This is a genomic window from Actinomyces sp. oral taxon 448 str. F0400 (assembly GCF_000220835.1).
Lineage (GTDB): Bacteria > Actinomycetota > Actinomycetes > Actinomycetales > Actinomycetaceae > Actinomyces.
Map to the genome: position 1 here is coordinate 1,917,434 of NZ_GL985606.1, position 14,870 is coordinate 1,932,303.

Genomic DNA, 14,870 nt, shown 5'->3' on the forward strand with positions numbered 1-14,870 from the left:
AGCCGTACGCGCACGGCGCGCGCCGTCACCGCCGACGCCGGGGGTCGACGGCCCCGGTGCGTCTAACGGCAGCCTGCGCGGCCGCCCACTGCCGCTGTGCGGAGGTGCGCGCCGACACGCGCACCGAACCGCCTGCGGAGACCATCTCAGCGGCCCCGTCCGCACCCGTCCCGCCGCCGCGCCATCCGTGGCAGATGGCCTGGGCGAGGGCATCGGCGGCATCCGACGGCCGGGGCGGCTCGACCAGCCCCAGGATCCGTTGGACCATCACCTGCACCTGAGCCTTGCCCGCCGTGCCCGACCCGGTCACCGCCGCCTTAGCCTCACTGGGGGTGTGCAAGGCGACCTCCAGGCCAGCCCGAGCGCCGACGACCATCGCCACACCCGTCACTTGAGCGACCCCGATGACCGAGCGCAGGTTGTCCTGGGCGAAGACGCGTTCGATCGACACGGCCGTGGGGGCAAGCCCGGCGATCCAGTCCTCGAAGGCCTCGGCGATGGTCAGCAGGCGCTGCTCGGGGGATTGGGACGGCGGGGTGCGCACGACACCCATCCGCACGAGGCGCGCCCGACGCCGGGGATCGATGTCGACGCAGCCCAGACCGCACCGCGTCAGACCCGGATCGACCCCGAGCACCCGCTGCTGGGCGACGACGGCGCTGGCGGAGGCGGGCCGGACGGCGAGGGGGACCAGGGTCGGCTCACTCGTCGTCGAGTCGGGCGGCGACCTCGGGCGAGATATCCGCCGAGGTGAAGACGTTCTGAACGTCGTCGAGGTCCTCCAGGGCGTCGATGAGGCGCAGAACCTTGCGGGCGTCCTCCGGACCGACCTCGATCTTGGTGCCCGCCACGAAGTGGGACTCGGCGGAGTCGTAGTCCATGCCCGCCTCCGTCACGGCGCTGCGCACCGCGATGAGATCGTTGGGCTCGCTGATGACCTCGAAGGAGTCCCGCCCCTCGACGACTTCTTCGGCTCCCGCGTCCAGCACCGCCATGAGGATCGCGTCCTCGTCGATGCCATCGGTCTTGGCGATCTCGACCACGCCCTTGCGGGTGAAGTTGTAAGCCACGCTTCCCGGATCGGCGAGGCTCCCACCGGTTCGGGTGAAGGCGACCCGTACGTCGGAAGCAGCTCGGTTGCGATTGTCGGTCAAGCATTCGACGAGAAAGGCGACACCGGCGGGACCGTAGCCCTCGTACATGATGGTCTGCCAGTCGGCGCCGCCGGCCTCCTCACCGGACCCGCGCTTGACGGCTCGAGTGATGTTATCGGCTGGCACGGAGTTCTTTCTGGCCTTCTGGATGGCGTCGAAGAGGGTGGGGTTGCCGGCAGGGTCGCCTCCCCCGGTGCGCGCCGCCACCTCGACATTCTTGATGAGGCGGGCGAAGAGCTTGCCGCGCTTGGCGTCGATCGCGGCCTTCTTGTGCTTGGTTGTGGCCCACTTGGAGTGACCCGACATGTGTTCTCCTGGGTATCGATCCGGATGCGCGTCCCGTGCGGGAGCGCCATGTTTACGACCACGGGCCGCCTCGCGGCTCATGGAAAACCTCGGCCATACTAACGCTGGGCGGCGGTCAGTCCTCCTCGCGGATCACGCGTAGCCTCCCGTCCCAGCCGGCCAGGAGGCTGCGGGCGAGCGCCGGCAGCACAGCGGGGTAGACGGTCATCCCGGCGCCCGCGGCGGCGTCGAGCTCGTCCAGGGGCCACCACCGCAGCGAATCGAGCACCTCGTGCTCCGCAGCGGTCCAGCCGCTGCGGTCCATCTGCCCATCCTCCCCGCGGGCCGCGTCGGCACGTCCGACGCCCCGGGCGTCGAGCCGGGCCAGGTAGAACAGCTCCTCCTGCCTGCAGGTGATGCGGTCGAAATCCAAACGGGCGGAGCGATCAACAACCGGCCCGACCAGATCGCGCGCCGTCAAGTGCACGCCCGTCTCCTCGGCCAGTTCACGCAGCGCCCCCTGCTTCGGGCCCTCCCGGGGCAGGATGCCTCCCCCCGGAGTGAACGCCCACAAGCGCCCCGCGTCGGCAGCGTCGTGCCCGACGGCGAGCAGGATCGCCGGTCGCGGAGTCCGACGCAGCACGATGACACGCGCCGCCCGCCGCGCCGGCAGCCCCTCGCGATTGAGGACCCACTCGTCGGGGTCGACGAACTCGCGCCAGTTCTCGGGCACGCGCCGAGGATCCCGGCCGTCGTCAGCCAGGCCGACCGCGTCGCATCCGGTCATACCGGACCCACACCGGTGAATACGCGACGGGTGGAGGACACCGTGCGCAGCAGAGCCGCCTCCCGTGTCGCGAAGTCGGCCTCGGCATGGCCGTCGAGCGCCTGCTGGCGCAGCTGGGCAAGCGCCGCCGACGTCGTCAAGAACGTCTTCATGGCGCTCAAAGCCTGCGGCCCCCGGCTCCTGGCCCACCGAACGGCCGCCGAACGGCCCGAGCTGGTGGTGAGCATCATGATCTCGGCTGAGCCGTACCAACCAGCGCGCTGGTAATCGGACAGCCGTGCACGTATGTTCATGCGCTCACTCCACCGCAGCCAGACGACCAGGCCGACCCAGCCGATGAAGAAGGGCACCTCGATGAGGAAGTAGAGCACCTGGGCCTGGCCGATGACGCCGTTCCAGAAGGCGTGGAGGACGATCGCGCACACCAGACCCAGCGGCGTCGTCCAAATCCAGGCCAGGGAGGAGCGCATGCGCGAACTCGCGCCGATCGCCAACCCGGTGCAGGCGGTGAAGGTCACATGCGCGAAGGGCGAGAGGATGCCGCGCATGATGAAGATGGAGACGATCTGGTCGGAGTAAGTGGCGAAGTACAGGACGTTCTCAGCGAAGGCGAAACCCGCCGCAACGACGCAAGCGTAGACGATCCCATCCACAGGGCCGCTGAAGGAGCGCCGCCACACCAGGAAGATGAGGAGCACGCCCAGACCTTTGGTCGACTCCTCGACCAAGGGCGCCGAGACGACCGACGAGAAGAACTCGGCCCCGGAGCTGGACCCGGTGGAGGAGACCACGAGGGAGGAGGTTGAGGTGTTGACCACCAACGAGACCACCGTGGCCACGCCCGCGCCCCACAGGAAGGCGGCGGCCAGGATGCCCACGGGCTCGGGCTCCCACCGATCGATCCAGCGCACGGTGCCCAGGACGATGGTGAGAGGGACGGCCGCCAGCAGCACCGGAGTCAGCAGTCGAGAGGCCTCTCCCGTCGAGAGGTAGACGACGACCAGCATGATGAGCAGCCCCAGTCCCCCCAGTACGCCGAGCACGGCGGTCGCGATGAGGCTGTGACGACGTGCGGAGGCGACCTGTGGTGTCCACTCGGTCAGTGACGACGGGCCCGCGGCCGCTGCGGGGTAGGCCGTGCGCCGGTAGCCGGCGCGCGGAGACCAGCCGTTGGCGGGAGGGGTGTGCATGCTCATACCGTCCCCCCGTCCACAGGGATGCCGTCCGGTCTGGTGACCGGCCCGGACGGAGCCGCGTCGTCGTCGATGTCGAAGGTCCGGGGCATTGGCGCGCGACCGGCCAGATGCAGAAGCCTGACGAGGACGCCAGAACGCAGGTGCCGCGCCTCGGCCACGTGGGTGTTGTGGAACCGCCGGGCCAGGACAAGCCGGTAGCAGGCCTTGTCCAGGCGCGCGAGCGCGTCGTCGGCCAGCGGCTGGTCGGCCAGGGCCGCGCGCGCGCGTGCGTGCAGCACTGCCCGGATGACCCGTGACAGGTCGGACTCGATCAGAGACCGGCTGCGCCCTGCGACGACGCTGCCGCCGGCCTCGGGGTCCAGCCCATCCTCGACCAGCGGACCCTCGCAGTCGAGGACGTCGTGGGCTGCGCGGGACAGCAGAAGGGCCGATGCCGGGTCGAGCGCCCCGGTGGCCGCGAGATCGAGGGCCGCTTGAGCGCGGTGGATCGATTGCGCCTCCAGTGTGGCCCGTGAGCCCAGAACCTGCCGATGGAGCCGATCCACGCGCAGCGCCACGGCATACAGGGTCCACCCCAGGGCCAGCAGGACGAGAGCCGCTGCGAGCACGGCGGCCAGAACGGTCAGCGGGGCATCCACGGGTCAGTCCTCCAGGACATCGCGCAGGCGGCCCACGATGGTGCGCGAGCCCGGTGCGATGGTCACTCGGGTATGGGCGGTGGACAGGGCCATGTCGTAGACGTCGAGCACCGCATCCGTCACCGTGGACCAGTCGTAGCGGCCCACCACGGCGGCGGCTGCAACGCGACGGGCGTCGGAGGCGCGCGTGTCGGTCAGGGTCTCCACGATGGCACGCGCCAAGTCCTGACCGTCCTCGTTGCGGAACAGCGCGCCGTAGGCCCCTTCTCCCAGGACGTCGGAGAAGGCCGTGATGTCCGAGGCGACCACTCGGGTGCCCGCGGCCATGGCCTCCACCAGCACGATTCCGAAGGATTCGCCGCCGGTCTGAGGCGCCACATAGCACGAGGTCGAGGCGAGCATGGCCGCTTTGTCCGCGTCCGAGACCCCGCCCAGGAAGACCACCGCGTCGCCATGGCGGGCCAGGGCGCTGCGCTGCTCCTCGGCCTCACCGCGACCGGCGATCAGGAAGCGGGCTCCGGGAACGCGCTCCAGGACGGCGGGGATGGCCGCCGCCAGCACCTGCAGTCCCTTTCGAGGCTCATCCAGGCGTCCCAGGAACGAAATCGTGGGTGCCTCGGGCGTGCCGGCGAAACGCGGATCGTCCTTAGCGGCCGCCGCGAAGGGGGCGACGTAGACCCCGTTGGGGATGACAACGGCGTCGCCGCCGTGGTACTGGATGAGAGTGCGGCGCGCCTCCTCGGACACAGCGATGCGCGCGCCGATCCGCTCCATGAGCGGTACCGCGGCGGGCGAGAGCAGCTCGCGGGCCAGAGAGCGGTCCATGGCGGCGTGGAAGGTGCCCACCACAGGACAGGCAGCCGCTTGGAGGGCGAGCATGCCGACGCTGGGCGTGATCGGTTCGTGAACGTGAAGCAGGTCGAAGTCGTAGGTCTCCAGCCAACGACGGGCCCGACGCGCCACCGCGGTGCCGAAGTTGAGGCGGGCAATCGAGCCGTTGTAGGGGATGGCGATCGAATCGCCGGCGCTGGTGACCCACTCGGGCAGCTCGACATCGGCCGACGCCGGCGCCAGCACCCGCACGTCATGACCGCGCCCGCGCAACTCCGCGGCCAGGTCCATGACATGGACCTGCACTCCTCCATGCGCATCCAGCGAGTACGGGCAGACGAGGCCGATCCTCATGCGCGCTCCTCCTGCGCCGCGTGGCTACGCGCCAGACGTCTCTGGTCGAGATCGGCGTCGAAGACTGCTTGGAGCATGTGCCAGTCGACGGCGTGCTCGGCGAGCAGCGACCCCATGACGGCGGCCCAGGCACGGGTGTGGGCCACGACGAGGTCGCGCCCGCTCAGTCCCCGGGGTCGGGGCACCTCGCGCAGCGTCAGCACCTGGCCCCACCGCGATCCCGCCGCCCGCCGACGCCCACCCGTCAGGCGCTCGTAGTGCATGGCGCCAACGTACAGGGGCAGATCCAGACGCGCGGCGAGAGCAGCGGGGCCCGCCGCGAACCGCGCCGTGCACCCGCACAGGTCCACCTTCACGCCGGCGGCAGACAGGTCGCGGTCGGCCAGGAGGGGAATGACGTAGGGGCCGCCGTGCCGAGCGGCGACGACGAGTCGGTCGAAGACTTTCTCGCCGCGTCCCTGGCCGATGATCTTCATGCCCAGGCCCTCGCGGAAGGCGACGAACTGGTCGAACAGGTCGGCCGGCTCCAGGCGTTCGGCCACGGTCAGCACGGTGGCCAGCCGGCGGCACGCCCAGGCGCCCACGAGATCCCAGTTGCCCATGTGGCTCATGGCCAGCACGATCGAGCCCTGCTTCAAGTCGGTGTGCACCTGCGGAGGCAGCTCGGGGCGCACTCGTGCGAGGATCTGCTCCTCTCTTACGCCGGGCAGGGCGAAAGCCTCGTAGAAGTAGCGCATATAGGAGCGCATGCCCGCCCGGGAGGTCCGGCGCACCTGCGCGGCAGTCGCACTGGCCGGCAGGAGGCGCGCCAGGTTCTTCTCGAGCTGATCGACCCCGGTCCGTCCCCTGCGCAGCCGCTGCACGGTCCACACGGCGTCGGCTCCCGCGCGGGAAAGGCCGTAACCCAGTGGCGTTGGCAGCGCGTGCGCATGCCGCCAGGCGATGCGGTACAGGGCGTCGGCACGCGTTCTCATGCGGTCGTCCCCGATGCGGTCCCGCTCGCCCGGCTGGTTTGCCGGTCCACCGTTTGGCGGCGAACGGCGGCGATGCGCTGGACGACGGTGATCGCGGAGGCCAGCGCCACGTAGCCGAGGGCGACGGACAGCACCCACTGGGGGGCCCCGAGCCCGACGGCGAAGGTCGCCACAAGGGCGATCACAAGACGGTCGGTGCGCTCGGCGATCCCGACCGAGGCGGTGGCCCCGATGGATTCGGCGCGGGCGCGGGCATAGGGCACGGTTGCGGCGAGCACGACGCAGCCTAGGGCGAGGACGACCGTGGCAGTGCGCAGCCGGATGTCGTCGGCATCCATCGTCAGGGCCGCCCAGGCGGCCAGAGATCCGAAGACGGCGCCGTCGGCGAGCCGGTCCAATGTGGAGTCGAGGAAGGCGCCGAAGACGGAACCGCTCCCCGTAGCTCGGGCGAGGATGCCGTCGAAGGAGTCCCCGATCAGGACGAGCGCGAGCAGGAGTGGACCGACGACGAAGCGGCCCTGCGGGAGAGTCGCCACGGCCACGCCCGCCGAGGCCACGGCGCCGGTCACGGTGAGCATATTGGGAGTGATCCCGACCCGGGCCATGGCGAGCGCGGGACGGGTGAGAAGTGCCTTGGTCAGGCCTCGGCCGTACTGTCCGAGCATAGGGTCCTCACAGGGTCGTGGGAGCGGTGTCCCAGGCGGCCGCGAGCTGGTCGCGCTGAATGCCCAGGAGTTGAGGGACGGGCTTGGTCTTGCCGATGATCGGCATGAAGTTGGCATCGCCGGTCCATCGCGGGACGATGTGCTGGTGGAGGTGAGCGGCGATGCCGGCGCCGGCGACTTCGCCCTGGTTCATGCCCAGATTGAAGCCGTGGGGATGGGATACGACGCGGACGACCTCCATAGCGCGAGCGGTCAGCCGGCCGATTTCGACGCGCTCGGCGTCAGTGGCCTCGGTCCAGTCCGAGATATGGCGGTAGGGGCATACGAGAAGATGACCCGTGTTGTACGGGTAGAGGTTCATGAGCACGTAGACGGCCTCACCGCGGTGGACGATCAGCGCCTGCTGGTCGGAGCGCCCGGGGGCGGAGCAGAAGGGGCACTGCTCGCGTGAGGAGTCCTTCGGCTTGTCCTGGCCGCCGATGTAGACCATCCGATGCGGTGTCCACAAGCGTCCGAAGGGGTCGGGGGCATCAGCGTGCTGGAAGGACGTCTCAATGCGAACGCCATCGACGACGACGCCCTCCACATGCGCCAGGTCCGTCCGGGAATCCGCGCACGCGTCCGGCTCGACGGCCGCATCCGTGTCCTCGCCCCCGGCTCCGGAGACGAGGACGCCGTCGGACTCGGGGATCTCAGTCACGGGTGAACCTCTCCCCCGCCGGATCGTTGATACGGTCGTCGACAACGCGAACGATATGCGCGACGGCCTCGTCCAAGGGGACGCCGTTGGTCTGCGCACCGTCGCGGAAGCGGAAGGAGACGGCGCCGGCGGCGGCGTCCTCACCGCCGGCGATGAGCGTGAAGGGGACCTTCTCCTTGGAGGCGTTGCGGATCTTCTTGCCGAATCTATCGTCGGAGACGTCGACCTCGACTCGCACCCCGCGTGCGCGCAGGCGGACGGCGACGTCTTCGACGTAATCGTTGAAGGCCTCGGCGACGGGCACGAGCCGCACCTGCACGGGCGCGAGCCAGGCGGGGAACGCGCCCGCGTAGTGCTCGATCAGCACGCCGATGAAGCGCTCGACGGAGCCGAGCTTGGCCGAGTGCAGCATGATCGGCCGCTGACGGCTCCCGTCGGCCGCCGTGTACTCCAGATCGAAGCGCTCGGGCTGGTTGAAGTCGTACTGGATGGTCGACATCTGCCAGGTCCGGCCGATAGCGTCCCTGACCTGGACGGAGACCTTGGGCCCGTAGAAGGCCGCACCGCCCGGATCGGGCACGAAATCGAGCCCGGTGGAGCGACAGACCTCCTCCAGGGTCCGGGTGGCGACCGTCCAGTCCTCCTCGTCCCCGATGAACTTGCCCTTCCCCTTCCCGTCCTCGTCACGCGTGGACAGCTCGAGGTGGAAGTCGGTCAGTCCGAAGGCCGACAGGATCGAGATGAAGAACTCGATCTGCTTCCTGATCTCATCGGGCGCCTGCTCCCGGGTGCAGTAAGTGTGGGAATCGTCCTGGGTGAAGCCGCGCATACGGGTCAGACCGTGGACCACCCCGGACTTCTCGTAGCGGTAGTCGCGCCCCATCTCGAACAGGCGCATCGGGAGCTCCCGGTAGGAGCGTCCGCGGGAGCGGAAGATGAGATTGTGCATCGGACAGTTCATGGCCTTGAGGTAGTACTCCTGGCCTGCCCTGATGACGTTCCCCCCGGCGTCGGTCTCCTCATCGGCGAGCATGGGCGGGAACATGGTGTCCGCGTAATAGGGCAGATGCCCCGAGGTGCGGAACAGGCCCCCCTTGGAGATCTCCGGAGTGTGGACGAAGTCGAAGCCCGCCTCCTCATGCCGGGCGATGACGTAACTCTCGATCTGGTGACGCAGCATTCCCCCTTTGGGGTGGAAGACCACCAGGCCGGGCCCGATCTCCTCGGGGAAGCTGAACAGATCAAGCTCAGCGCCGAGTCTGCGATGATCGCGGCGCTCGGCCTCCTTGATGCGCTCCTGGTGGGCCCTGAGGTCCTCCTTGGAGGCCCAGGCGGTGCCGTAGATGCGCTGCAGGGAGTCCCCTGACTGGTCGCCCTTCCAATAGGCGGCCGAGAATTTGGTCAGGGCGAAACCCGTCCCGATGAATCGGGTGGAGGGCAGGTGGGGACCACGGCACAGGTCCTTCCAGGCAACCTCGCCGTTCCTGCGGACGTTGTCGTACATGGTCAGGCCCGTCTCGCCCACCTCGACGCTGGCCGAGGCCTCGGCCCCCCTGCCCTTGGTGGTGATCAGCTCGAGCTTGTAGGGCTGGTCGGCCAGCTCGGTGCGCCCCTCGGCCTCGGTGATGTCCCGACGCACGAATCGCTGCCCCTCCTTGACGATGCGCTTCATGCGCTTCTCGATGTCCTTGAGCAGCTCGGGGGTGACGGCGCCGATATTGCCGAAATCGTAATAGAAACCGTCGGTGATGAAAGGGCCGATACCGAGGTTGACATCCGGGAAGATCTCCTGGACCGCCTGCGCCATGACGTGCGTGGCCGAGTGCCTCAGGATGTTCAGGCCGTCCTGGCTGGTCAGCACGATGGGCTCGACGACGGCGCCGTCGGGCAGTTCGCGGTCCAGATCCCAAGGATCGCCGTCGACTTTCATGGCGACGATCCGGCGGTCGTCCCCGAAGAGGGCCGTTCCCGTGGTGCCCGCCTCGATGCTGCGCACGGCGCCGTCAAGAGCGATGTCGATGGTGGGCTGGGATGGCACGGGTCTGCTCCTGTGATTGCGTGGACCGGGCGCTGCACGGGTGCGCCCGCTGACGGCGGGGAGTCTACTCGTCGGGGCAGCCGCCTCAGAGGCCCAGACGATCCCGCAGCAGGTGGCGAGCACGACGCGCGTGGACGAGCCCGGCGTAGATGGCCCTATGCACGGGGACGTCCCAGGCGCCATCGACCTCGGTGGCGTGGTGGGCGAAACGCTTCTTGTAGCGTCCGACTCCGTAGAGCTCAGGCACCCGTGCGGAATCCGCGCCCATGAGGTCGAAGGTGTCCTTGCCCTCGGCGGCCATGGTGCAGGCCACGAACCAGTCGAGTGCCTCAGCGCCGCGGAACGTCCGAGACTCATCCGAGGAGGCCCCGTAGTAGGCGACGCTCGCCCTGCCGGCGACCGTGACCAGATCCCAGCAGTGCGGTGCGCCGTCGCGACGCAGCACGAAGAGCCTGGCGTGCTCCGGCCCCAGGGTGCGCAGCATGTCCCAGTAGACCTCGGAGGGATGGGGTCTGAAGCCGTCGCGCTCGGCCGTGTTGACCATAACCGCGTAGACCTCATCGAAGGCCTGACGGCTCAGCCCGGTTTCCTCGGTCAGGACGCACCCGGCCTCGGCGGCGACCCGGGCGGCGCGCTTGACGCCGCGCCGCCCATCCTTGGGCATGGCCGCCGCGATGGCCTCGGGCGTACGAGGTCGCAGATCGATGACGTAGGTACGGTCGTAGGTGATGGTCGACAACAGCTCGCGGGTGTCCGCCGCCCGGTAGCGGGCATGCATGCGTACGAAGATGATGCGGGAATCCTTCATCCTGACCTCCCGCACGAGGAGCGAGCGCAGATGCGCCTCGCGCTCGGGGCTCTGCTCCTTGAGCCAGACGGGCCCGTGCTTGGCCCACAGGAAGCGCTGACCGGCGACCTCGTAGCGGTACAGAGCCACGACGGCGACGGGCTTGCCCTCATTCTCGTAGACATAGCGCCCGAACAGGGGGTGCCCCTGGCTGGCCTCGTAGGCCTCCCACGGCTCCAGCTGCTCGATGGGAGCCGGAGTGCAGCCGATGGCCAGCCGCATGTCCCGCGCGGAGATGGGGCGGAGGCTCTCGGTGCGCGAAGTGGTGCGGAACGCGTGCGTCATGAAGCCTCCAGGTCAATGGAATATCTTCTGGGCTGAGAGTATCGGCCCGTGGGGTCCCTGTGCTCCTCCCCTGGAACGAGATCGTCACTCGCTCGAAAGGAGGACGGGGTGGACGGCCCGGCGAGTAGACGGGTGCCGTGCGGAAAGTATGCCAGAGCGGGAGCGCCGACTCAGCATCGGCTCAACGCCGACTCAGGCCCAGCGGCCGGGGGTGGTAGCGGTGGAACTTCCGGTCGTGGTTGAGCTTCTGAGCGCTGATGAGCAGACGGCGACGCAGCGAGCGCTCGCAGGGGTCGAGCAGCGGGTCCACCGCGCGCGGCGCCAGGCGCAGAACGCGGCGACGCAGGTCCGGATCGTCGACCTGGTGAAGGACGAGGTGACGCGGCAGGAGACTGTAAAGCACCTCTTTGACGGCCTCCCGTCGCGGTCCGGGGCGAGCGTCGACCAGGTCCCGGATCATGACGACCATGGGATTGACACCGGCGGCGCTCATGTAGAAGGAGTTACGGCCGATGCGAGGGTTGAGCTCGAAGTACACCGGGTCTCCGCCGCGCGGGTCGATTTTGATGTCGAAGTTGGCGAAGCCCCGGTAGCCCACGGACGTCAGCAGTCTCTCAACGCCCCGCCACATCTCGGGGAAGGGTTGGGTGATCATGGCCACAGGATTGCCGATGAGGGTGGGCGCGTGGTCCTCCAGGAGCACCCGCGCTGACCCGATCATCGTCATCTCGCCGTTGGAGGCCATGTAGGCGGTCACCGACCGCATGGCGTCGTCGTCGCCCGGGATCCGCTCCTGGATGAGGAAAGTGGACCTGTAGCCGGCGCCGCGCAGGTCCTCCCACAGCGCGGCCAGCTCATCGGGGGTGTCGAGGAAGTAGATCTTGCGCTGGCCGGGGAACTCGACGGCGTCCCAGTCGGCTCCAACCGCGGCCTTGCCGACCAGGGGGAAGGGGATGTCGATCCGAGGATCGGCGTCGGCGAGCTCGGAGCAGTCCACGACGACCTGCCGCGGGGTGCGCAGGCCCTGGTCCGCACAGGCGGCGGCGAAGGCGACCTTGTCGCTCAGGGTGTTCATCGCCTCGACGTCGGGGAAGGGGACGACGTACTCGGGTTCGAGCTCATCGCGATGGGCGACGAGGAATTGGGCCGTCGAATCGCGGTTGCCGATGATCACGGCGCTGCGCTCGGCCCGTCCCGCCACGAGGCCGCGCAAGCGGGAGACCATACCGGCCTCGTCGCGTGAGTCCTGGTGGATGACGTCGATGTAGCTCGACAGGGAGATCGCCTCGATGGGGCTGGGCGACAGCAGTGTCACCCGCTGTCCGGTGGCGTCATGGAGCTGACGGGCCAGTGCGTATCCGCCGATGTCCCCGCCGATCACCACGGGAAGCAGGTCGGGGCGCGAGGGGCGGCGCGTGGAGGGGGGCATGGATTCTCCGTGTTCTCAGTTCTCGCCGGTCGCCGGGCCCGAGCGGGGGCCGCGGCGACGCAATCGACATGAGCGATGCGATCGGTGTGATTCAGCATGGTTCGATGTGATGCGCTGCGAGCGCACAGCTCGTCCCGAGGGAGAGCGCTCGTAACGAGGGCCCGGAACATGACGTCCCGGACCCGACGATGGTGGGCGATACTGGGATCGAACCAGTGACCTCTTCCGTGTCAGGGAAGCGCGCTCCCGCTGCGCCAATCGCCCGAGCGGATGACGGGACTCGAACCCGCGACCCTCACCTTGGCAAGGTGATGCTCTACCAACTGAGCCACATCCGCGCGCTGCAACCGATGACCGGTGCGGGAGGAAAGGTAGCAGAGCACGAGCACGGGGCCAAATCGTCCCCGATCGGGCGGGCAGTGCCGGCTCTGCCGCGCCGAGGAGGCATGCACGTGGCAAAGTGTCCCCATGCCGTCTGACACGCCTTCCGCCGCGCCCGGCCGGTCCGGGCCCGCAGCAGCCACCGACACCGCTCCCGCGCCGGCGCCCACCACGTGGCCCGGGCAGCCCTATCCGCTGGGCGCAACCTACGACGGCTCGGGCAGCAACTTCGCCGTGTTCTCCTCGGTCGCCGAACGAATCGAGCTGTGCCTGTTCGACGACGCCGGGGCGGAGACCCGGGTCGAGCTGACGGAGGTGGACGCGGACGTGTGGCACACCTACCTGCCCACCGTCCAGCCGGGCCAGCACTACGGGTACCGCGTCCACGGCCCCTACGACCCCGAGCACGGTCCGCGCTGCGACGCCTCCAAGCTGCTTCTGGACCCCTACGCCAAGGCGATCTCCGGACACGTGACGGCGTCCCCGTCGCTGTACTCCTACGATTTCAACGACGTCTCGGTACGCAACACGGAGGACTCGGCGAGCGCCACCATGCGCTCGGTCGTCATCTCCCCGTACTTCGACTGGGGACACGACCGCCCGCCGGCTCACGAGTACCACAACTCCATCATCTACGAGGCCCACGTCAAAGGCATGACGCAGCTCAACCCGCTCGTGCCCGCCGAGCTGCGCGGAACCTATGCGGGCCTGGCCCAGGGCGCCGTTATCGACCATCTCAAGGAATTGGGCATCACCGCCATCGAGCTCATGCCCGTCCACCAGTTCGTCAATGACACCTACCTGCAGGACAAGGGGCTGTCCAACTACTGGGGGTACAACACGATCGGCTTCTTCGCTCCGCACAACGGCTACACCGCCTACGGTGCCGACGGCCAGCAGGTCCAGGAGTTCAAGGCGATGGTCAAAGCCTTCCACGAGGCCGACATAGAGGTCATCCTCGACGTCGTCTACAACCACACCGCCGAAGGCAACCATCTGGGGCCGACGCTGTCCTTCCGGGGGCTCGACAACGCCGCGTACTACAGGCTCGTCGACGGCGACCAGACCCACTACTTCGACACCACGGGCACCGGCAACTCCCTGCTCATGCGCTCCCCCGCGGTTCTCCAGCTCATCATGGACTCCCTGCGCTACTGGGTCACCGAGATGCACGTCGACGGCTTCCGCTTCGATCTGGCCTCGACCCTGGCCCGTCAGTTCCACGAGGTCGACAAACTCTCAGCCTTCTTCGACATCATCCACCAGGACCCGATCCTGTCTCAGACCAAGCTCATCGCCGAGCCGTGGGACGTGGGCGACGGCGGCTACAACGTCGGCGGCTTCCCTCCCCTGTGGAGTGAGTGGAACGGCCGGTACCGGGACACGGTGCGTGATTTCTGGCGCGGCACCCCCTCGACCCTCGGAGAGTTCGCTTCGCGCATCACCGGTTCCTCCGACCTCTACCAGCACTCGGGCCGCACGCCGGTGGCCAGCGTCAACTTCGTCACCGCCCACGACGGTTTCACTCTGGCCGACCTGGTGTCCTACGACACCAAGCACAACGAGGCCAACCTGGAGGACAACCAGGACGGGGCGAACGACAACCGCTCGTGGAACTGCGGCGTCGAGGGACCCACCGACGACCCGGTGGTCCTGTCCCTGCGCAAGCGCCAGACGCGCAATTTCCTGGCCACCATCCTGTTCAGTCAGGGTGTGCCCATGATTTGCCACGGCGATGAGATGGGCCGCACCCAGGACGGTAACAACAACGCCTACTGCCAGGACAATGAGATGACATGGGTCCACTGGGACCTGGATGAGGAGGACCGCGAACTCCTCGACTTCACCCGGACCATGGTGTGGTTGCGTCGCAATCACCCCGTGCTGCGCCGGCGTCGTTTCTTCTCCGGCGCCGCCTCGCACGGCGGGGAGTCCGAGCTGGGGGAGATCGAGTGGCTGCGACCCTCTGGCGGGCGCATGACGGACCAGGACTGGGGCACCTGGTACGCCCGCGCTATGACGGTGTTCCTCAACGGCGATGCCATCGCCGAGCCGGATGAGCAGGGGCACCGCGTCACCGACGACTCCTTCCTCGTGCTCATCAACGCTAGCGAGGAGGACATCACGTTCACCCTGCCGGGCCCGGGCCTCGGCAAGCACTGGTCGGAGGCCCTCGACACGGCCCCGGCCGTGGACAGCCAGCCCCATGAGTCGCTCGAGGCGGGCGCCCAGGTCGTCGTCGAGGCCCGTTCCATGCTTTTCCTGACGTCGGCCGCCGTCCCGGTCGTATCCTGACCGCGAGGGAC

13 protein-coding genes and 2 tRNA genes are annotated in these 14,870 nt (G+C 68.6%); 1 reads left to right on the top strand and 14 read right to left on the bottom strand.

Annotation, left to right across the window (positions count from 1 at the left end; all coding sequences use genetic code 11):
• Window positions 1-25: 25 nt before the first annotated feature.
• The 14 genes from HMPREF9062_RS08165 to HMPREF9062_RS08230 form a co-directional block, all read right to left on the bottom strand.
• On the bottom strand, window positions 26-637 hold the full coding sequence (locus HMPREF9062_RS08165; RefSeq protein WP_009749629.1) for a crossover junction endodeoxyribonuclease RuvC: 612 nt from the start codon (window positions 635-637) through the stop codon (window positions 26-28).
• A gap of 64 nt (window positions 638-701) precedes the next feature.
• Window positions 702-1,460, bottom strand: coding sequence for a YebC/PmpR family DNA-binding transcriptional regulator (locus tag HMPREF9062_RS08170; protein ID WP_009749630.1), 759 nt, complete (start codon window positions 1,458-1,460; stop codon window positions 702-704).
• A gap of 115 nt (window positions 1,461-1,575) precedes the next feature.
• The gene (locus HMPREF9062_RS08175; RefSeq protein ID WP_253270685.1) at window positions 1,576-2,172 is read right to left on the bottom strand and encodes an NUDIX hydrolase; all 597 of its coding nucleotides are present in this window, start codon (window positions 2,170-2,172) and stop codon (window positions 1,576-1,578) included.
• 50 nt (window positions 2,173-2,222) lie between these two features.
• A complete protein-coding gene (locus HMPREF9062_RS08180) occupies window positions 2,223-3,422 on the bottom strand; it encodes a PrsW family intramembrane metalloprotease (protein WP_009749632.1) in 1,200 nt (399 codons plus the stop codon).
• On the bottom strand, window positions 3,419-4,060 hold the full coding sequence (locus HMPREF9062_RS08185) for a hypothetical protein (protein ID WP_009749633.1): 642 nt from the start codon (window positions 4,058-4,060) through the stop codon (window positions 3,419-3,421). The genes HMPREF9062_RS08180 and HMPREF9062_RS08185 overlap by 4 nt, the downstream gene beginning before the upstream one ends.
• Before the next feature lie 3 nt (window positions 4,061-4,063).
• Entirely contained in the window at window positions 4,064-5,245 is a 1,182-nt protein-coding gene (locus HMPREF9062_RS08190; protein ID WP_009749634.1) for a glycosyltransferase family 4 protein, read from the bottom strand.
• Window positions 5,242-6,219: a phosphatidylinositol mannoside acyltransferase gene (locus tag HMPREF9062_RS08195; protein ID WP_009749635.1), complete on the bottom strand. Its 978-nt coding sequence runs from the start codon at window positions 6,217-6,219 to the stop codon at window positions 5,242-5,244. Before HMPREF9062_RS08195 ends, HMPREF9062_RS08190 begins: the two co-directional genes overlap by 4 nt.
• A complete protein-coding gene (pgsA, locus tag HMPREF9062_RS08200; RefSeq protein ID WP_009749636.1) occupies window positions 6,216-6,884 on the bottom strand; it encodes a phosphatidylinositol phosphate synthase in 669 nt (222 codons plus the stop codon). Before pgsA ends, HMPREF9062_RS08195 begins: the two co-directional genes overlap by 4 nt.
• Before the next feature lie 7 nt (window positions 6,885-6,891).
• On the bottom strand, window positions 6,892-7,479 hold the full coding sequence (locus HMPREF9062_RS08205) for an HIT family protein (RefSeq protein WP_034254882.1): 588 nt from the start codon (window positions 7,477-7,479) through the stop codon (window positions 6,892-6,894).
• A gap of 97 nt (window positions 7,480-7,576) precedes the next feature.
• Entirely contained in the window at window positions 7,577-9,622 is a 2,046-nt protein-coding gene (gene thrS, locus HMPREF9062_RS08210) for a threonine--tRNA ligase (RefSeq protein ID WP_009749638.1), read from the bottom strand.
• An 85-nt stretch (window positions 9,623-9,707) separates the two neighbouring features.
• The gene (locus HMPREF9062_RS08215; RefSeq protein ID WP_009749639.1) at window positions 9,708-10,754 is read right to left on the bottom strand and encodes a lipid II:glycine glycyltransferase FemX; all 1,047 of its coding nucleotides are present in this window, start codon (window positions 10,752-10,754) and stop codon (window positions 9,708-9,710) included.
• Window positions 10,755-10,935: 181 nt separating this feature from the next.
• Entirely contained in the window at window positions 10,936-12,183 is a 1,248-nt protein-coding gene (locus HMPREF9062_RS08220; protein ID WP_009749640.1) for a carboxylate--amine ligase, read from the bottom strand.
• A gap of 189 nt (window positions 12,184-12,372) precedes the next feature.
• Window positions 12,373-12,447: transfer RNA gene (locus HMPREF9062_RS08225), tRNA-Val, on the bottom strand.
• A gap of 1 nt (window position 12,448) precedes the next feature.
• Window positions 12,449-12,521, bottom strand: a tRNA-Gly gene (locus HMPREF9062_RS08230).
• Between the two features lie 130 nt (window positions 12,522-12,651).
• Between HMPREF9062_RS08230 and glgX the strand changes: the two genes are divergently transcribed.
• On the top strand, window positions 12,652-14,859 hold the full coding sequence (glgX, locus tag HMPREF9062_RS08235) for a glycogen debranching protein GlgX (protein ID WP_009749641.1): 2,208 nt from the start codon (window positions 12,652-12,654) through the stop codon (window positions 14,857-14,859).
• Window positions 14,860-14,870 lie beyond the last annotated feature (11 nt).